Here is a 17,534-nt window from a genome sequence, read left to right as displayed (position 1 = left end):
GCCGGATCCCCGGGATCCGGGCGGCGATGCCGTGCGTCTGTCGAGGGGTGGTGGCACCGGTCGGGGCTTAGGCTGTGCGGGTTGAGGAAGGGAGCCGACGGGTGAAGACGCAGCTGCGGTCGTCCGACGATGACGAGCGCGCCATGGCCGACCTCGCCGAGGTCTCCGACTGGAGATCCGTCTGGGGACCGCCCGGGACCGGCCTGGACGCGATCCGCGCGCTGGTCAACCGGGTCACCGCGGCCACCGGCTGGCGTCCGTGGGCTCCCGGAAACATCGATCCCGACCGCTACACCTGGGGCCTGGTCACCCCGCGCGAGACCGTGATGCTGGTGCTGCCGGACGCCGTACTGCCGGAGAGTCCGCGCAGCGGCTGGTCGGCGTACCAGATCGCGCCGTCGGAGCTGCCCGACGCCGAGGAAGGGCTGGACGAGCACTGGCCCGGTCAGCTCAAGCTCGCCCGGAGCTACTGGGGTGATCCGGTGTTCGTCGGTCCGGGATCCGACCCAAGGGTTCCCCCTGAGTGGCGGGGGCGCCGTCGCCACCTGGCGGTCTGGCTGCGGCCGGGCGCCGAGTTTCACCTGTACGCGACACAGCCCGGGCCGGACGACACGCAGGCCGGCTTCGGGTACTCCGTCTATGCGAGCGAGGTGGCGTGATGGCTGCGGAGGACGAGATCTTCGAGCAGGTGGTCGGTGCGCTGCTGCAGAAGATCAACGAGATCAGGCGGCTGCGCGACGCCCTCACCCGGCGGCAGGAACAGCGCATGCTGCTGGAGCAGATCCGGAATGCCCGGCAGCACAACCCCGAACTCGACCGCGCGCTGGACGACCGGGAGCCGGCGGACCAGTGGGGGCAGCTCGAGGAGCGCATCCAGCAGCTGCGGGAGGAGAACGACCGGCTGCGGCAGGACGTCGACCGTCAACAGCAGGAGCTGCTCGACCGGCAGCAGGACGCGAACCTCGACCGCGACGGGGACCGGGTGCCCGACGACGTCGAGAACCGGCGCGAGGCCGACGACGCTGCCCGGCAGCGCGACGAGCAGACCGAGGACCGCGATCGTGACGTCGACCAGGACGGCGACGGTGTCGACGACCAGGTCGAGGACCGCGAGCGGGAGCAGGCCGAGCGCGACCGGGAAGCCGAGGCGCGCCGGGAGCAGGAACGCCAGCGCGAGCGCGAGGACCGGGAGCGGTCCGAGCCGGGCGCCGACGCGGCCGCTCCGGTCGCTGCGGCTGCCGGTACGGCGGCGGCGGTGGACGAACTCCAGGACCGCCAGGAAGAAGAACAACGCGCCCAACAGAACCAGGAAGACCAGCAGGACCGCCAGTTCACAAACGAGGACGGCACAGTCAACCAAGCTGCCCTGAACGGTGAGGACCCGCAGCAACAACAGCAGCAGGACCAGGACCGCGAGTTCACCAACGAGGACGGCACGGCCAATCAGACTGCCCTGAACGGTGAGGACCCGCAGCAGCAACAGCAGCAGGACCAGGACCGCGAGTTCACCAACGAGGACGGCACGATCAATCAGACTGCCCTGAACGGTGAGGACCCGCAGCAGCAACAGCAGCAGGACCAGGACCGCGAGTTCACCAACGAGGACGGCACAGTCAACCAGGCTGCGCTCAATGGTGAGGATCCGCAGCGGCAGCAGGTGCAGGACCAGGAGCAGCAGGTTCAGCAGGGGCAGGAGCCGGGGTTGCCTACTGCGGGAGATCGGGCTGAGGCGAACCGGCAGGCGGAGCAGGCCCAGCAGAACGGTCAGCAGACCCAGCAGGACGGACAACAGGTTCAGCAGGACGGACAACAGGTCCAGCAGGACGGACAACAGGTCCAGCAGAGCGGTCAGCAGGTCCAGCAGGACGGGCAGCAAGTCCAACAGAACGGGCAGCAGGTTCAGCCGGTGGAGCGGGTGCTGGACGAGCAGCGGGCGGAGCGTGCGCAGACTCAGGGCGACCAGCAGCAAAGCGCCCGGCCGAACGGGATGACTCCGGACGAGATCGGTCGCAACCAGCATGTCGCCGGCGCCGGCACCTCACCGGCCAACGGCGCGGCCGTTCGACCGAAGGAAGCCGCACTCACCGGCGGCCGCGGCGGCCAGACCCCCGGACAGCAGCACCAGCAGACCGTCAACCGCGGCGCCCGCGGCCCCCAAACCCCCGGCCTCGGCGAGTAACTCAGCCCCACCACACCAACCCCAGCAGCACCAGCAGTCCGTCGTCGGCGGCGGCCGTGGCCTCCAAGGCCCCGGTCTCGGCGAGTAGGTCGGCCCCGCCCTACCAACCCGCAGCAGCACCAGCTGAGCGTCAACCGCGGCGCCCGGGGCACCCAAAGGACCCGGTTACGGCGGGGAAATCAGCCCCGCCACAGCAACCTGATCAGGCGCCGCCCCGGCGGCGGGGCGGTCAGCTCCCGCCTCGGCTCGCGGGTGGTCAGCTCACACCTCGGCGGCGGGTCGTCGAGTTGCCGCGCGGTGTAATCCGGTGCGCCTTGGGCGGCACCGGGGGTTGGGGTTAGTAGACGATTGCTTGGGTGTTGGCGTTGAGGATTTCTTCGGTGAAGGCGGGGGCGCCGGCTATGCGGGTGCCGGGGAGGAGGTCCGGCTCGGTGAGGTCGCGGCGTTTGGCGCATTGGGTGCAGACGGTCAGTTGACCGCCTTCCAGGACCGCCGAGACCAGATCGGCCAGCGGCGCGGCGTGCGGTAGCTCGAACGCCTCGGCCCGGCCGGGTACGGCGAACCAGACGGCTTCCCCGGTCAGCCAGAGCGACACCGTGGCTCCGGCGGCTACTGCGGTCGCGGCCACCGTGAACGCCTGGTTCGCGCGTTCGGGTTCTTCGGCGCCTGCGGTCAGCTTGATCACCAGCGTGCGGGACATCACGCCACGGTAGCCGAGGGACCCCGGCGGCGATCCTCTAGACTGGCCGACGTGCTGCACGTCATCTTCACCACGCTGCTGGTCCTGGTCTGTGTGTTCATGGGCTGGTTCTCGGCGTTCGTCGTCTACCGGCTGTACCGCGGCCGCGGCACGAACTGAGAGCACCACCGAAGATGGCGTTCGAGATCCCGCAGGACCTTCACCCCGACCTGATGCCGCTGGCCTGGCTGCTCGGTCGCTGGGAGGGCCGCGGTCACGGGGACTACCCGACGATCGAGAAGTTCGAGTTCGGCCAGCAGATCGACTTCAGCCACAACGGCAAGCCGTACCTGCACTACGTCAGCCAGACCTACGTGGTCGGCGAGGACGGCCGGAAGGAGCGCCCGCTCGCGGTCGAGACCGGGTTCTGGCGGCCGAAGCCGGACAAGAAGGTCGAGGTCGTGCTCGCGCACCCGACCGGCATCACGGAGATCTGGTACGGCGAGATCGACGGCGCGAAGATCGAGTTGCGCACCGACGTGGTCGCCCGGACGCAGACGGCCAAGGAGGTCAGCGCCGGCCACCGGCTGTACGGCCTGGTCAAGGGCGAGCTGATGTGGGCCTACGACATGGCCGCCGAGGGCCAGCCCCTGCAGCCCCACCTCTGGGCCACCCTCGTCCGGGCGAACTAACTCTCCGCCACCCAGGTCCGGGGCGACCTAACTCTCCGCCACCCAGGAGTACTCGACCTTCGGCCGTCCGCTGCGGCCGTCGTACCGCTGCGTGCGCAGCGCCTGGCCCTGGTCGGCGAGGTGTTCCAGGTACCGCCGCGCCGTGATGCGTGACGTCCCGAGGGACGCCGCGACCTCCTCGGCCGTCCAGCCCTCGCGGTTGCCGAGCAGCTGGACAACCCGGTCCAGCACCGACCCGGCCAGTCCCTTCGGCACCGACGAGACTGTTGCCGGGTGCAACAACCGGTCGACCTCGTCCTGGTCCGCGACGATCTGCCCCGATTCGGCCGCCTTTCGTTGCCGTGCGTACGCCGTCAGCCGGTCCCGCAAAGTCTCGTAGGCAAAGGGTTTCAGCACGTATTGCACCACGCCGATCCGGGCCGCCGCCTGGACCGCGGCCACCTCCCGCGCGGCCGTCACCGCGACCACGTCGGTTTGGTTGCCCAGGGCACGCATTCGGCGGACGACGTCGAGCCCGTGACCGTCCGGCAGGTTCATGTCCAGCAGGACGAGGTCCACCTCACCGCGGGCGAGCACCTGCAGCGCGCGAGCCGCCGAACCGGCGACGCCGACACAGGTGAAACCGGGCAACCGGTCGACGTACGTGCGGTGCGCCTCGGCCGCGACGGGGTCGTCCTCGACCACGAGGACCCGCAGGTCAGGCACTGGCGTCCACCGCCCGCGGCAGGCGGACCCGCACGGTCAGTGCCGGTACGTCGTCCAGCTCGGAGTCCGGGTCGACCATCAGCGACCCCTGCCAGCGCTCGACCGTACTGCGGACCAGCACGAGCCCGAGCCCGTGACCCGGCTCCGCCTTGGTGGTCCAGCCGCGCTCGAACATGTGCGCCAGCTCGAGCGCGCCGAGTTCGGCGCCGGTGTTCGTGACGGCCAGGTCGATCGCGTCCGGCGTCGTACTCGCCCTCAACTCGACCCGGCGCGGCGCGGGTCCGCCGCGGGCGGCCTCGATGGCGTTGTCGAGCAGGTTCCCGACGACCGTGACGACGTCCTGCGCCGGCAGCCGGGTGTTGAGTGCCTCGTGACCGAGTTCCAACGTGAGCGCCACTCCGCGTTCCTGGGCCTGGGAGAGTTTGGCGAGCAGCAGCGAGGCGAGCACCGGGTCGCCGACCGTCCCGACGACACGGTCCGTCATCGCCTGGGCGAACTGCAGCTCGGAGACCGCGAACTCGCGGGCCTTCTCCGGTTTGCCGATCTCGATCAGGCTGACCACGGTGTGCAGCCGGTTCGAGGCCTCGTGGTTCTGCGCCTGCAGGGACTCGGCCAGGCTGCGGACCGCGTCGAGCTCGCCCAGCAGCCGCTGCAGCTGGGTGTGGTCCCGCAGCGTGACGATCCGTCCGGACCTGGCCGGTTGCTGGTTCACGACGACGACACCCTCGGCGCCGAGGTGGAGTTCGTCGTACGCCGTACGCCCGGCGGCCAGCAACTCGGACAGCGTCGTGCCCAGGTCCAGCTGCTGGATCGGGGTGCCGGGGACGACCGTCCGCAGGCCGAGCAGGCGCCGGGCCTCGTCGTTCACCAGCTGGATCCGGCCGTCCGCGTCGAGGAGGATCAGGCCCTCCCGGGCGGCGCGCAGGACACCCTCGTAGAAGTCGAGCATCCGGGCGAGTGCCTGGGTGCCGATGCCGCGGGTGGCCCGTCGTACCCGCCAGGAGACGAGCGCGTTGCCGGCGATCGCGAACCCGAGCATCAGGCTGGCGACGCCGAGCATCGAGCGGAGGTCGAGCCGGATCAGCTCCCACCAACCGGGCGGGGTGACGCCGGCCGCCGCGGCGTCCCGGTCGGCCTGGGTTCGCGACTGGGCGATCATGGTGATCCAGACGACCGTGATCAGGATTCCGACCGTGATCGTCTGCAGCCAGAGGACCTGGCGGCGCAGCTCCCACGGCCGGTGCTTCATGCGGACAGTCTGCACATCGGGACCGGATTTGTGCATTCCAGCCGGTGCACTGGTCCGCTGTGGCGAACGATATGAACGAAATCCGCAGTTCCCCTGTGCGTCACGTCACAGTTACTCGGGTAACCGCCCGCCCGGCCGATACAGGAGTGTCCCCCAATGTCGAGCCCGACCGAATCCCGGCCCACTCCGGTCCGCAACGACCGGACCCATTTCCTCTACATCGCCGTCATCGTCGCCGTCGCCCTCGGCATCGGTGTCGGACTGCTGTTCCCGAACTTGGCGGTCGAGCTGAAACCGCTCGGCACCGGGTTCGTCAACCTGATCAAGATGATGATCAGCCCGATCATCTTCTGCACGCTGGTGCTCGGCATCGGCTCGGTCCGCCAGGCCGCCAGCGTCGGCAAGGTCGGCGGCCTGGCCCTCGTCTACTTCCTGGTGATGTCGACGGCGGCACTGGCGATCGGCCTGCTGGTCGGCAATCTGGTCCAGCCGGGGTCCGGCCTGAACCTGACCGACACGCTGCGCGAGGCCGGCCAGAAGCAGGCCGCCGGCGCACACGAGAGTACGTCGGACTTCATCCTCGGCATCATCCCGAAGACGATCGTGTCCGCGCTGACCGAGGGCGAGGTGCTGCAGACCGTCTTCGTCGCGCTGCTGATCGGCTTCGCGCTGCAGGCGATGGGCGCCAAGGGCCGGCCGATCCTGGACGGTATCGGCCACATCCAGCGGCTGGTGTTCAAGGTGCTGGCGATGATCATGTGGGCCGCCCCGATCGGCGCGTTCGGCGCGATCGCGCACGTCGTCGGCGCCACCGGCACGGACGCGTTGGTCAGCCTGGGCAAGATCATGCTGGCCTTCTACATCACCTGTGCGCTGTTCGTCCTGGTCGTCCTCGGCACGCTGCTCAAGACGGTCACCGGGATCTCCATCTTCCAGCTGCTCAAGTACCTGGGCCGGGAGTTCCTGCTGATCGTGTCCACCTCGTCGTCCGAGACCGCCCTGCCCCGCCTGATCGGGAAGATGGAGCACCTCGGTGTCGACAAGTCCGTGGTCGGGATCACCGTCCCGACCGGCTACTCGTTCAACCTGGACGGTACGGCGATCTACCTGACCATGGCGTCGCTGTTCATCGCCGAGGCGCTGAACGAGCCGTTCTCGCTCGGCCAGCAGATCTCCCTACTGCTGTTCATGATCATTGCCTCCAAGGGCGCCGCCGGCGTCACCGGTGCCGGCCTGGCCACGTTGGCCGGCGGCCTGCAGTCGCACCGGCCGGACCTGGTCGACGGCGTCGGCCTGATCGTCGGTATCGACCGGTTCATGTCGGAGGCCCGCGCGCTGACCAACTTCGCCGGCAACGCGGTGGCGACGGTCGTGGTCGGGCACTGGGTCGGCGCGTTCGACAAGGAACAGGCCCGCCAGGTCTTCGCCGGCGAGGATCCGTTCGACGAGGCGGCCTTTGCCGCTGGTGACACCCACGCGGGCGACGTACCGGCCGCTGTCGGCAGTGGAGCCGCCCACTAGCCACCTCTCCACCCCTCCGGCACTGCCCGTCAGCTTCCTTCCAGGCTGACGGGCAGTGTCATGTCCAGGCTGTCCGCGACCGGGGTCGTGTCCACATCCCACGGTGGGAGGCGTTCGCCGTATGCGGCCGACGTACTCTGGTGACATGTCACTGAAGCGCAGCCCCCTGCTGGACCGGCCCGGCGCGGTCGAGGCCGACGGAGTCGACGCCGGCGTTGCGGCGCACTACGGGTCCGACCTGCGGGAACAGCGGGCCCTGGCGGCCGGCGAGGGGTTCGTCGACCTGTCGCATCGCGACGTCGTCACGATCAGCGGGCCGGATCGACTCACCTGGCTGCACGCGCTCACCACGCAGTACTTCGAGGGCCTCAAGCCCGGGACCTCGACCACCGCGCTGCTGCTGTCGCCGACCGGACACGTCGAGCACGTGATGTACGGCGTCGACGACGGCGAGACGTTCTGGCTGCACACGGAGCCCGGCGCGGCCGCGGCCATGGTCGAGTGGCTGCAGAAGATGGTGTTCATGTCCCGCGTCGAGATCGCCGACGTGACCGAGGACTACGCGATCATCTGGCGTCCCGGCGCTGCCGAGGGTGACTTCCTGACCCGCAGTGGTGAGGACTCGCTCGGCGGGCACGAGGTCTTCCTGCCGCGGGCCGAGTTGGCCGGGCTGGAGGGACCGGCGGCCGGGATCTGGGCGTACGAGGCACTCCGGATCGAGGCCGGTGCGCCGCGGTTCGGTCTGGACACGGACGAGCGGGCGATCCCGAACGAGTTGGGCTGGCTCGGTGTCGGCGTCCACCTGAACAAGGGCTGCTACCGCGGTCAGGAGACGGTCGCCCGGGTGCACAACCTCGGTCGTCCGCCGCGGCGGCTGGTCCGGCTGCACCTGGACGGTTCGGTCGACCACCTGCCGGCGCACGGGTACGCCGTACGCGCCGGCGACAAGCAGGTCGGGTTCGTCGGGTCGGCGGCCCGGCACCACGAGTTCGGGCCGATCGCGCTGGCGATGGTGAAGCGGAACGTGGACCCGGCCGCGGTCCTCGAGGTCGTCCCTGTGCCTGATACAGGAGACCAGCCGACGGTCACCGCGACGCAGGAGCTCCTGGTGGATCCCGAGGTCGGTCTGCACGTCCGCGCCCGGTTGTGAGCGGGATCATTCGCAAGCCAGCTTTTTGCACCTGACATCCAGGCCGTACAGTTCAGCCGTGACCGAACCTGTGATCCTGGCCGACGTCGTTCGCAGCGGCTTCGTGGAAGGCCGTCACCGCGGCTCCGTCGTGGTGACGAATCCCGACGGCGCCGTCGAGTGGTCCCTCGGCGTGGTGGACCAGCCGATGTTCCCGCGCTCGTCGAACAAGCCGATGCAGGCGCTCGGCATGCTCCGCCACGGACTGCCGCTGGACGGCAAACTGCTGGCGCTCGCGGGTGCGTCACACTCGGGTGAGCAGTTCCACCTGGACGGCGTACGCGAGATTCTCGCGCTGGCCGGCCTGGACGAGTCGGCGCTGCAGACGCCGCCGGCCTACCCGCTGGAGGACGCCGCCCGGGACGCCTGGGTGCGCGCGGGTCACGGTCCGGAGCGGATCACGATGAACTGCTCGGGCAAGCACGCGGCGATGCTGCTGACGTCCGTGATCAACGACTGGCGGATCGAGGACTACCGCTCACCGGAGCACCCGCTGCAGCAGGCGATCCGGACCGCGGTCGAGGACACCGCGGGCGAGAAGGTCTCGTACGTCGCTGTGGACGGCTGCGGCGCCCCGATCCTGGCGATCAGCCTGGCCGGGCTGGCGCGATCGTTCGGTCTGTTCGCGTCGGCCGCGCCGGGGACGCTCGAGGCTCGGGTGAAGGACGCCTTCCGGGCGTACCCGGAGTACGCCAGCGGGAGTGCCCGCGACGAGGCTGCCCTCATGCGCGGGGTGCCGGGCCTGTTCTGCAAGGTCGGCGCGGAGAGTGTGTACGCCGTGGGTCTCGAGGACGGCCGTGGCATCGCGCTGAAGGTCGAGGACGGTACGCCGCGGGCGCGCGCCGTCGTGATGGCCGCCGTGCTGAAGAAACTCGGTCTCGATCACGAGGTGATCGAGCAGCAGTCCCGCTTCCCCTTGTACGGCGGCGGCGCCGAGGTCGGCGCCGTCCTGCCGCATGCTCCGACGTTCAGCTAGTCACTCTTTCAATTACTCCGCGTGAGCGGGCTCACGGCCCCGCCTGCTTGCAATTGCAAGCAGCTTGCTAGCACACTGGAGGCATGGCCAGGTTGAGTGATCGTGCCGCCGGGGCGGTGGGCTCCGTCGGGGAGTACCTCGCCGAGCAGCGGCGGAACGCGCAGTTGTCGCTTCGGCAACTGTCCGACCTGGCCGGTGTGTCGAACCCGTACCTCAGTCAGATCGAGCGCGGCCTGCGGAAACCGTCGGCCGAAGTGCTGCAGCAGCTCGCGAAGGCGTTGCGGATCTCCGCGGAGACCTTGTACGTACGGGCCGGCATCCTCGATCCGGACGACAGCGCGGAGAGCCGACGGGCCTCCGGCGTGGTCGACGCCGTACTGCTCGATCCAGCGCTGAACGAGCGGCAGAAGCGAGTCCTGCTGGACGTCTACGCGTCCTTCGTCCGTGAGAACACGTCCGGCGACGACGCCGCGGAGCAGCCCGACCCTGCCAGGCCGGCTGCTGCCAAGAAGACCGCGGCGACCAAGAAGACACCACAGACCCCTGCAAGCAAGCGCAAGTAACTCATCCTGCTGTAGACATCCCGAGGAGAAGCCTGATGGCTACCCGTACGCCCGTCACCCCGTTCTACGCCCTGGCCGGTGCCGGCGACCTGGCGGTGGAGAAGCTCCGCGCGGTCGGCGGCGACGTCACCGCCCGGTTCGCGAAGCTGGACCAGAAGACCCTGCAGTCCGAGCTGACCAAGCGGCAGAACGAGCTGGCCAAGCTGATCGAGACGCGGTTCGAGGCGATCGTCGCGGACGCGAAGACCGCTCCGGCCAAGCTCCGTGAGCTGCCGGCCGTCGCCCAGGCCGGTTTCACCACCGTGCTGGGCCAGGCCGAGGAGACCTACGAGGACCTGGCCGGCCGCGGCAAGGACCTGGTCGAGCGGATCCGCAGCCAGAAGGCCACCGAGGACCTGGTCACCCAGGCCGAGACCACGGTGAGCAAGGCCAAGGCCACCCGGACCACCGCGAAGAAGACCGCCGAGACCGCCTCCCGCAACGTCAAGGCGACCGCGACCAGCGCCCGCAAGACCGCCAAGACCGCCTCCAAGGCCGCCGCCGACGCGGCCACCAAGGTCGGCGACTGACAGTAAGCTCCACCCGACTCCTGGGTGAATCTCAGGCCCGGCGGCTCACAATCTGCGCTCAGCAGAGGTGGGCCGCCCGGTCTTTGGGTACGCTCGTACGCATGCTCCCACTCGCCACGTTCCCGAACCTCTTTCCCGGGTTCGCAGGTCCGCTCGAGATCATCTGGTGGGTGCTGCTCGGAATCAAGCTGGTCGCGCTGGTCGACGCCGCCTTCCGGCCGCGGGCCGTGTTCGTTGCCGCGGACAAGCTGACGAAGCCCGGCTGGGTGCTGATCCTGGCCGTGTTCTCGCTGAGCCAGATCTTCCAGGGCTGGCTGAGCTTCTTCGGCCTGATCGGCATCGTGGCCGCCGGTGTCTACCTGGTGGACGCCCGCCCGGCCCTGCGCGCCGCCGCCGGTCGCGGGCGGGGTGGCTGGGGCGCCATCCGCCGTCGCCGCGGGCCGCGCCCGCTGTAGTCCACTCCGTCGTACGGCGTGACGACCGCCACGACCCAGGTGTACTACGACCGGTAGACGACCACCTTGTCGCCGACCTTGATCTGGTCGAACAGGACCTTGATCTTGCCGAGGTCCCGGACGTTCACGCAGCCGTGTGAGGCGCCGTTGTAGCCGCGGGCAGCGAAGTCCGACGAGTAGTGCACGGCCTGGCCGCCACTGAAGAACATCGCGTACGGCATCGGGGAGTCGTACAGCTTCGACACGTGGTTGCGGCTCTTCCAGCCGACCGTGAAGCTGCCCTCGCGGGTCGCCGTCTTCACCGCGCCGAACCGGACGTCCATCTGCATCTTCACCACGCCGTCGACGACGTACCGCAGCTTGCGGCTGGTCTTGTCGATGCAGAGCGCCACACCGGTCGCACAGCGCGCGTCGAGCTTCTTCCCGTCCACGACGGGCGCCGGCGGGTAGAGCTCGGCCTGGGTCGGCTCGTGGGTGGCCGCGACCAGTTCGTCCCAGGTGTTCTGGTCGACGTACCCGAGCTGGGGAATGCCCTTGGACTTCTGGAACTTCTTCACCGCGGACCGGGTCATGGTGCCGAACTCGTTGTCCAGGTAGCGCTTCTCCAGCATCCTGAGCTGGACCAGCCGGGCCTCGACCTTGCGCACGTTCGTCCCGCTGGAGCCGTTCTTCCACAGCGCCTTCGGGTAGATCGGCAGCTCACCGGACACCTCGAACGGCACCGTCTTCAGGTCGGCGGTGGACGACGGCCGTGCGGTGGCGACCGTTCCGGAACCGAGGAGTGCCGCAATGGCTGCGCCCGCGACCAGTCCGGTCACCATCTTGCGAATGATCAGCCCTCGCATCGGACACCCCTTGTGTGCAGACCCCGTTCCCACCCTGGTAGGACGTCCTCACGGGTCATTTGGTTGGCGCCTCAGCGTACCGGAGGAACGCGCATGCAGATCGTTCTCAGCACCGCGGACATCACCACGGTCCCGGCGGACGCGATCGTCAACGCCGCCCATCACGCACTGCGTGGCGGCGGTGGCGTGGACGGCGCGATCCACCGGGCCGGCGGCCCCGAGATCCTCGCCGAACTGATCGAGCGCTACCCGCACGGCACCCCGACCGGTACGGCGGTGTGGACCACGGCCGGCGCGCTCCCGGCGTCGTACGTGATCCACGTCGTCGGCCCGAACTACTCCGCGGGCCAGCGGGATCCGGCACTGCTCGAGTCCTGCTACCGCAACGCGCTGCGGATCGCGGACGAGTTGGGCGTCAAGACGCTGACCCTGCCCGCGGTGTCGGCCGGGATCTACGGCTGGCCGGCGCAGTCCGCCGCGGACATCGCCGTACAGACCCTGCGCCGTACGGCGTCCGGCGTCGAGACCGCGACCTTCTGCCTGGTCGAACCGCGGCTCCACCAGGCGTTCCGGAACGCCACAGCGGCCGGAGAGTGAGCACTCTCCGGCCGCTGTGCGCGAAGCATCAGCCGTTGTAGACGACGACCTTGTCGCCGATCTTCACCCGGGCGAAGATCCAGGCGATCTTCCTCTTGTCCCGGATGTTCACGCAGCCGTGCGAGGAGCCGTTGTACCCGCGGGCCTTGAAGTCCGACGAGTAGTGCACCGCCTGGCCGCCGCTGAAGAACATCGCGTACGGCATCGGCGACTTGTAGATCGACGACACGTGGTTCTTCGACTTGCGGTAGACCTTGAACACGCCGTTGCGGGTCGGGGTCTTCCGGCCGCCGAACCGCGCGTCGGCGATCTGGACCGGCTTGCCGTTGACCATGTACACCAGCTTGCGGGTGCGCTTGTTGATGCACAGCACCCGGCCCTTCGTCATACAGCGCTTGTCGATCCGCAGCTTCCCCGGGACGACCGCGGCCGAACTCGCCGCCGCCGTCGCCTGCTGCGGCGCGACCACGGCCTGGGGCGCAACCTTCGGTGCCACCGTGGCAGCCTCGGCCGTCCCCGCGGTCAGTGCCCCCACACCCACGAACGCGGCGGCCGTGACGGTGGCGCCGAGCTTACGCAGAATGCCCATGTTTCCTTGTCCTTCCCCCAACTGAGTGCTTGCACAAGGTCAGACGTCAGTACCTCACGTCTGGTTGGTAACGATCCGGAACTTCTTGCCCCCGCGCCGGACCGATGAACGGTGTATCACACCGCGGTGGTTCAGGCCTTGTTCTTGCGGCCGAGTTTCGCGCGGTCCACCTGGGACAGCGCGACCTTGCGCATCCGGACCGCGTCCGGGGTCACCTCGACGCACTCGTCCTCACGGCAGAACTCCAGCGACTGTTCGAGCGAGAGCTTGCGGGCGGGGATGAGCTTCTCGAACTCGTCCGCGGTCGACGACCGGACGTTGGTCATCTTCTTTTCCTTGGTGATGTTCACGTCCATGTCGTCACTGCGCGAGTTCTCGCCGACGATCATCCCCTCGTACACCTCGGTGGTCGGCTCGACGAACAGCGTGCCGCGCTCCTGCAGGTTGATCATCGCGTACGACGTCGCCACGCCGGCCCGGTCGGCGACCAGTGAACCGGTCGGCCGGGTGCGCAGCTCGCCGAACCACGGCTCGTACCCCTCGAACACGTGGTGCGCGATCCCGGTGCCGCGGGTGTCGGTGAGGAACTCGGTGCGGAACCCGATCAGCCCGCGGGCCGGGACCAGGAACTCCATCCGCACCCAGCCGGTGCCGTGGTTGGTCATCTGCTCCATCCGGCCCTTGCGGACCGCGAGAAGCTGGGTGACGGTGCCGAGGTACTCCTCCGGGCAGTCGATGGTCAGCCGCTCGACCGGCTCGTGCCGCTTACCGTCGATCTCCCTGGTCACCACCTGCGGCTTGCCGACGGTCAGCTCGTAGCCCTCGCGGCGCATCTGCTCGACCAGGATGGCCAGCGCCAGCTCGCCACGGCCCTGCACCTCCCAGGCGTCCGGGCGCTCGGTCGGCAGCACCCGGATGGACACGTTGCCGACGAGTTCCTTGTCCAGCCGGTCCTTCACCAGCCGGGCGGTGACCTTGGTGCCCTTGGTGCGGCCCGCCAGCGGCGAGGTGTTGGTGCCGATCGTCATCGAGATGGCCGGCTCGTCCACGGTGATCAGCGGCAGCGGCTTCGGGTTCTCCGGGTCGGCCAGGGTGTCGCCGATCATGATCTCCGGGATGCCCGCGATCGCGACGATGTCACCCGGTCCGGCCGACTCGCCGGGCACCCGCTCGAGTGCCTCGGTGACCAGCAGTTCGGTGATCTTGACCCGCTCGATGCTGCCGTCGTGCTTGCACCAGGCGACCTGGGCGCCCTTCTTCAGCGTGCCCTCGTGCACCCGGACCAGCGCGAGCCGGCCGAGGAACGGCGACGCGTCCAGGTTGGTGACGTGTGCCTGCAGCGGCGCGTCCTCGACGTACGTCGGAGCCGGGACGTTCTCGAGGATCGTCTCGAACAGCGGCTCGAGGTCCTCCGAATCCGGCAGGGCGCCGTCCGCGGGCTGGTTCAGCGAGGCGCGGCCGGCCCGGGCGGAGGCGTAGACGACCGGGAAGTCGAGTGCGCTCTGGTCCGCGTCGTGGTCGAGCAGGTCGAGGAACAGTTCGTACGTCTCGTCGACGACCTCGGAGATCCGGGCGTCCGGGCGGTCCACCTTGTTCACCACCAGGATCACCGGCATCTTCCGGGCCAGCGCCTTGCGCAGGACGAACCGGGTCTGCGGCAGCGGGCCCTCGGAGGCGTCCACCAGCAGCACGATCGCGTCCACCATCGACAGCCCGCGCTCGACCTCGCCACCGAAGTCGGCGTGACCGGGGGTGTCGATGATGTTGATCGTTACCTGCTCCCCGTTGGCCATCTTGTGCCGGACCGCGGTGTTCTTGGCCAGGATCGTGATGCCCTTCTCACGTTCCAGGTCGCCGGAGTCCATCGCCCGCTCGTCGACGTGCTGGTGCGCACCGAAGGCGCCGGACTGCCAGAGCATCGCGTCGACCAGGGTGGTCTTCCCGTGGTCGACGTGGGCCACGATCGCGACGTTGCGCAGGTCGTTACGGACAGGCATGGGGAAGCGCTCCAAGCGGTGAGAGGGTTTCAGGCGGTGGCTACGGCTGGTTCACGTGCCACTCGACACAGGGCGCAGCCCTCTCATCCTACCGGTGACGGAACGTGCCCAGGTAACGGGCGGCCTTTGACATTCATTGACTGGACGTCCAGTCTATAGGTGGGCCGCCTGGGGAGGGGTCCGGAAAGAAACGGGGGGTCAGCGCCCGGGAGCGCCGAGCACAAGTGGGGGGTTGCTCGGCCTCCGGGGCCACGACCAGCATCGGGGAAGGAACCGTGCCGCGCTCGGCCACCGTGAACCAGGAGCTCCGGGAACGCTCCCGTGAACGCATCCTCGCCGCCGCGCTCGAGGTGTTCGCCGAGAAGGGCTACGAGGCCGCGTCGATCTCCGAGATCACCGCCCGTGCCGGGGTGTCCCGGGGTCTGGTCTCGTACTACTTCGCCACCAAGGAGCAGCTCGCCGCCGAGCTGCTGGACCGCTGGCTCGACGGCATCACCGCGATCCTCACCCTGCAGGGCACCCCGGACGAACGGCTGGCCGGCATGATCGACGGAGCCCTGATGGCCGCCGCCACCACGCTGCCGGTCCAGCGGCTGGCCATCACGCTGATGATGCAGCCCAGCACCCATGACGTGTTCGCCCGGGTGGAAGCCGACAAGAACGCCCGGCTGGCGCAGGTGGAGGACGCCATCCGGTCCGTCTTCGCGGCCCGGGGCGCCGAGGACCCGGCCGTCGAGGAAATGTTGCTCAGGGCAACCTTGGAGGGTGTCACCGTCAAGCTGGCGATCTACCCTCACACGTTCCCGCTGGAAGCCGTCCGCCGCCGCCTCTACGCCAACTACGCCCTCCCCGAACCAACGTCCGCCTTGCCCGTCGACTCGCCCCCCGTCGACCGCCTACGCGCGAAGTAAGGACGTTCGAGACGCCTACTGCACGCGGTGGACCTTGTGCTGCGCGGCCTGGGCCCGCGGGCGCACGGTCAGGCGGTCGATGTTGACGTGCGGCGGGCGGGTGGCGATCCAGGCGACGATGTCCGCGATGTCGTCGGAGGTGAGCGGCTCGGCCACACCGGCGTACACCGCCTCGGCCTTCTCCTGGTCGCCGCCGAACCGGGTCAGGGCGAAACCTTCGCTGCGCACCATGCCCGGTGCGATCTCACAGACCCGCACCGGCTGGTCGTACAACTCCAGCCGCAGCGTGTCGACGACGGCCTTGACGGCGTGCTTCGCGGCGACGTACCCGCCGCCGCCCTCGTAAGCGACCTGGCCGGCGGTCGAACCCATCACGATGATCGTGCCGCGCCCGGCGATGAGGGCCGGGAGCAACGACTTCGTGACGGCCGCGACACCGATCACGTTCACCTCGTACATCGCCCGCCAGGCCTCCAGGTCGGCCTCGGCGACCGGCTCCAGACCGAACGCGCCGCCGGCGTTGTTCACCAGCAGTTCCAGCCGGTCGCCGACCGCCGCGGTCAGTGCGGCGACGTCGTCGGGCGAGGTCACGTCGCACTGGACCGCGCGGCCGTCGATCTCCTTGGCCAGCGCCTCGACCCGGTCCAGCCGGCGGGCCGCGCAGAGCACCTCGAAACCCTCCCTGGCCAGGTGCCGCGCGGACGCGGCTCCGATCCCGCTGCTCGCTCCGGTGACGACGGCAAGAGGACGCGCATTCGAAGTCATACCCCCGAGTTTCGCAGCCCGGTTGCCATCGGCGGGAAGCAGTCCGCACAGTAGAACGTCGAGACTTTCGGGAAGGCGGCCAGATGGACACCGAGCCCGGCGACGAGGAGCAGACCGATCAGGCGCGGCGGGTCGTGGTGTTCTCGCCCGAGGTACCCCGTTCGGCGCGGGACCTGCTCAGCGAGCACCCGGACGTGCTGATTCCCGCGAGTGCGCCGAAACAGGACGTCGCCGGCCGGTCGCAACCGATCGGGGAGACGATCGGCGGCCTGGTCCTGTTCGGCGGGATCGAGGTCGGCCTGTGGTTCTTTCTGCGCTGGCTGCTCTACGCGATCTTCCCCGATGGCTTGGCGGTCTGGCTGAGCGGCGGCGCCGGGGTGCTCGGTGTCCTGCTGCTGGTCGCCGGCATCTTCGCGATGGCCGGTGAGTCCAGGGCCCGGGCCGTCGCCCGCAGGCACCACGGCAACTACCTGCTCGCCGAGGACTGGGACGAGCAGGCCGCGGCCCTGATGCGGCGGGCGCAGCGGGCCGTCGACACGATCCAGGACTCCGAGGTGAACAAGCGCGGACTGCTCGACGCGGCCAAGAACGACGTGGTGCTGCCCGAACAACTCTGGGACATCGGCCGCGTCCTCCAGCAACTGTCCGCCCTGCGGACCCGGCAGTCGGACCTCGAGCAGCCGTTGCGGACGGCTCGGCTGGAGGCCGTCCTCCACCCGCAACGACAGGCCCTCGAGCTGTCCGCGACCGCGATGGAGGCCAAGGTCGCCAAGCTCGAGCGGTACGCCGACCAGGTCCGCGAGGCCGACGCCGTACTAGAGGTCGAGACCGCCCTGGAAGGAGCCCTCCAGGACCGCGACCGGTACGTCGAACTCCTGTCCAGCACCGAGGTCGCCGGCCGCAGCGGCCTGATCGAGGAGCTCAGCAGGGAAACCGCCGACCTCCATGCCACCCTGTCCCGCCGGATCGCCACCGCCCTCGAAACCGGCCAGACCCTGGCTGTGCCGCCACAGCCGCCGGACTGACGTGCGGCCCGGCGGATAGGGAGAAGTC

At 69.4% G+C, this 17,534-nt stretch carries 19 protein-coding genes; 12 read left to right on the top strand and 7 right to left on the bottom strand.

Features of this window, described 5'->3' with window-relative positions; all coding sequences use genetic code 11:
- The first annotated feature begins 101 nt into the window (after positions 1 to 101).
- Positions 102 to 659 (top strand): hypothetical protein, encoded by a 558-nt coding sequence (locus tag ACYVOK_RS30245; protein ID WP_460665979.1) that lies wholly within the window; start codon positions 102 to 104, stop codon positions 657 to 659.
- Entirely contained in the window at positions 659 to 2,179 is a 1,521-nt protein-coding gene (locus ACYVOK_RS30240) for a hypothetical protein (protein ID WP_460665978.1), read from the top strand. Before ACYVOK_RS30245 ends, ACYVOK_RS30240 begins: the two co-directional genes overlap by 1 nt.
- A gap of 337 nt (positions 2,180 to 2,516) precedes the next feature.
- Here the strand turns inward: ACYVOK_RS30240 and ACYVOK_RS30235 are convergent, their stop codons facing one another.
- On the bottom strand, positions 2,517 to 2,879 hold the full coding sequence (locus ACYVOK_RS30235) for a DsrE family protein (protein ID WP_460665977.1): 363 nt from the start codon (positions 2,877 to 2,879) through the stop codon (positions 2,517 to 2,519).
- Positions 2,880 to 3,052: 173 nt separating this feature from the next.
- On the opposite strand from ACYVOK_RS30235, the gene ACYVOK_RS30230 reads away from it, so the two are divergent.
- Positions 3,053 to 3,550 carry a heme-binding beta-barrel domain-containing protein gene (locus ACYVOK_RS30230; RefSeq protein ID WP_460665976.1) on the top strand — a complete coding sequence of 166 codons (498 nt, stop codon included), beginning with the start codon at positions 3,053 to 3,055 and terminating at the stop codon, positions 3,548 to 3,550.
- A 27-nt stretch (positions 3,551 to 3,577) separates the two neighbouring features.
- Here ACYVOK_RS30230 and ACYVOK_RS30225 read toward each other — a convergent pair whose 3' ends face one another.
- On the bottom strand, positions 3,578 to 4,255 hold the full coding sequence (locus ACYVOK_RS30225) for a response regulator (RefSeq protein WP_460665975.1): 678 nt from the start codon (positions 4,253 to 4,255) through the stop codon (positions 3,578 to 3,580).
- Positions 4,248 to 5,504, bottom strand: coding sequence for a sensor histidine kinase (locus tag ACYVOK_RS30220; protein ID WP_460665974.1), 1,257 nt, complete (start codon positions 5,502 to 5,504; stop codon positions 4,248 to 4,250). Before ACYVOK_RS30220 ends, ACYVOK_RS30225 begins: the two co-directional genes overlap by 8 nt.
- 156 nt (positions 5,505 to 5,660) lie before the next feature.
- On the opposite strand from ACYVOK_RS30220, the gene ACYVOK_RS30215 reads away from it, so the two are divergent.
- The 6 genes from ACYVOK_RS30215 (at position 5,661) to ACYVOK_RS30190 (ending at position 10,777) form a co-directional block, all read left to right on the top strand.
- Positions 5,661 to 7,025 (top strand): cation:dicarboxylate symporter family transporter, encoded by a 1,365-nt coding sequence (locus tag ACYVOK_RS30215; RefSeq protein ID WP_460665973.1) that lies wholly within the window; start codon positions 5,661 to 5,663, stop codon positions 7,023 to 7,025.
- 145 nt (positions 7,026 to 7,170) lie between these two features.
- The gene (ygfZ, locus tag ACYVOK_RS30210; RefSeq protein ID WP_460665972.1) at positions 7,171 to 8,175 is read left to right on the top strand and encodes a CAF17-like 4Fe-4S cluster assembly/insertion protein YgfZ; all 1,005 of its coding nucleotides are present in this window, start codon (positions 7,171 to 7,173) and stop codon (positions 8,173 to 8,175) included.
- Positions 8,176 to 8,233: 58 nt separating this feature from the next.
- Positions 8,234 to 9,190, top strand: coding sequence for an asparaginase (locus ACYVOK_RS30205; protein WP_460665971.1), 957 nt, complete (start codon positions 8,234 to 8,236; stop codon positions 9,188 to 9,190).
- An 83-nt stretch (positions 9,191 to 9,273) separates the two neighbouring features.
- A complete protein-coding gene (locus ACYVOK_RS30200; RefSeq protein ID WP_460665970.1) occupies positions 9,274 to 9,753 on the top strand; it encodes a helix-turn-helix domain-containing protein in 480 nt (159 codons plus the stop codon).
- Between the two features lie 35 nt (positions 9,754 to 9,788).
- Positions 9,789 to 10,322: a hypothetical protein gene (locus ACYVOK_RS30195; RefSeq protein ID WP_460665969.1), complete on the top strand. Its 534-nt coding sequence runs from the start codon at positions 9,789 to 9,791 to the stop codon at positions 10,320 to 10,322.
- 101 nt (positions 10,323 to 10,423) lie between these two features.
- Positions 10,424 to 10,777 carry a DUF2516 family protein gene (locus tag ACYVOK_RS30190; protein WP_460665968.1) on the top strand — a complete coding sequence of 118 codons (354 nt, stop codon included), beginning with the start codon at positions 10,424 to 10,426 and terminating at the stop codon, positions 10,775 to 10,777.
- A 44-nt stretch (positions 10,778 to 10,821) separates the two neighbouring features.
- Here ACYVOK_RS30190 and ACYVOK_RS30185 read toward each other — a convergent pair whose 3' ends face one another.
- The gene (locus ACYVOK_RS30185) at positions 10,822 to 11,622 is read right to left on the bottom strand and encodes a L,D-transpeptidase family protein (protein WP_460665967.1); all 801 of its coding nucleotides are present in this window, start codon (positions 11,620 to 11,622) and stop codon (positions 10,822 to 10,824) included.
- Between the two features lie 93 nt (positions 11,623 to 11,715).
- On the opposite strand from ACYVOK_RS30185, the gene ACYVOK_RS30180 reads away from it, so the two are divergent.
- Positions 11,716 to 12,219 (top strand): O-acetyl-ADP-ribose deacetylase, encoded by a 504-nt coding sequence (locus tag ACYVOK_RS30180; RefSeq protein WP_460665966.1) that lies wholly within the window; start codon positions 11,716 to 11,718, stop codon positions 12,217 to 12,219.
- 28 nt (positions 12,220 to 12,247) lie between these two features.
- On the opposite strand, the gene ACYVOK_RS30175 is transcribed toward ACYVOK_RS30180, so the two are convergent.
- Both ACYVOK_RS30175 and typA read right to left on the bottom strand, forming a co-directional pair.
- On the bottom strand, positions 12,248 to 12,808 hold the full coding sequence (locus ACYVOK_RS30175; RefSeq protein WP_460665965.1) for a L,D-transpeptidase: 561 nt from the start codon (positions 12,806 to 12,808) through the stop codon (positions 12,248 to 12,250).
- Between the two features lie 131 nt (positions 12,809 to 12,939).
- Positions 12,940 to 14,805 carry a translational GTPase TypA gene (typA, locus tag ACYVOK_RS30170; protein WP_460665964.1) on the bottom strand — a complete coding sequence of 622 codons (1,866 nt, stop codon included), beginning with the start codon at positions 14,803 to 14,805 and terminating at the stop codon, positions 12,940 to 12,942.
- A gap of 275 nt (positions 14,806 to 15,080) precedes the next feature.
- Here typA and ACYVOK_RS30165 point away from each other — a divergent pair, with 275 nt between their 5' ends.
- Positions 15,081 to 15,716 carry a TetR/AcrR family transcriptional regulator gene (locus tag ACYVOK_RS30165; protein WP_460665963.1) on the top strand — a complete coding sequence of 212 codons (636 nt, stop codon included), beginning with the start codon at positions 15,081 to 15,083 and terminating at the stop codon, positions 15,714 to 15,716.
- Positions 15,717 to 15,731: 15 nt separating this feature from the next.
- On the opposite strand, the gene ACYVOK_RS30160 is transcribed toward ACYVOK_RS30165, so the two are convergent.
- The gene (locus ACYVOK_RS30160; protein WP_460665962.1) at positions 15,732 to 16,481 is read right to left on the bottom strand and encodes an SDR family NAD(P)-dependent oxidoreductase; all 750 of its coding nucleotides are present in this window, start codon (positions 16,479 to 16,481) and stop codon (positions 15,732 to 15,734) included.
- An 83-nt stretch (positions 16,482 to 16,564) separates the two neighbouring features.
- Between ACYVOK_RS30160 and ACYVOK_RS30155 the strand changes: the two genes are divergently transcribed.
- Positions 16,565 to 17,506, top strand: coding sequence for a hypothetical protein (locus tag ACYVOK_RS30155; RefSeq protein ID WP_460665961.1), 942 nt, complete (start codon positions 16,565 to 16,567; stop codon positions 17,504 to 17,506).
- The last annotated feature ends 28 nt before the right edge of the window (positions 17,507 to 17,534 follow it).

The sequence above is a fragment of the Kribbella swartbergensis genome (genome assembly GCF_054784135.1).
This window is presented reverse-complemented; position numbering and strand designations above follow the sequence as displayed.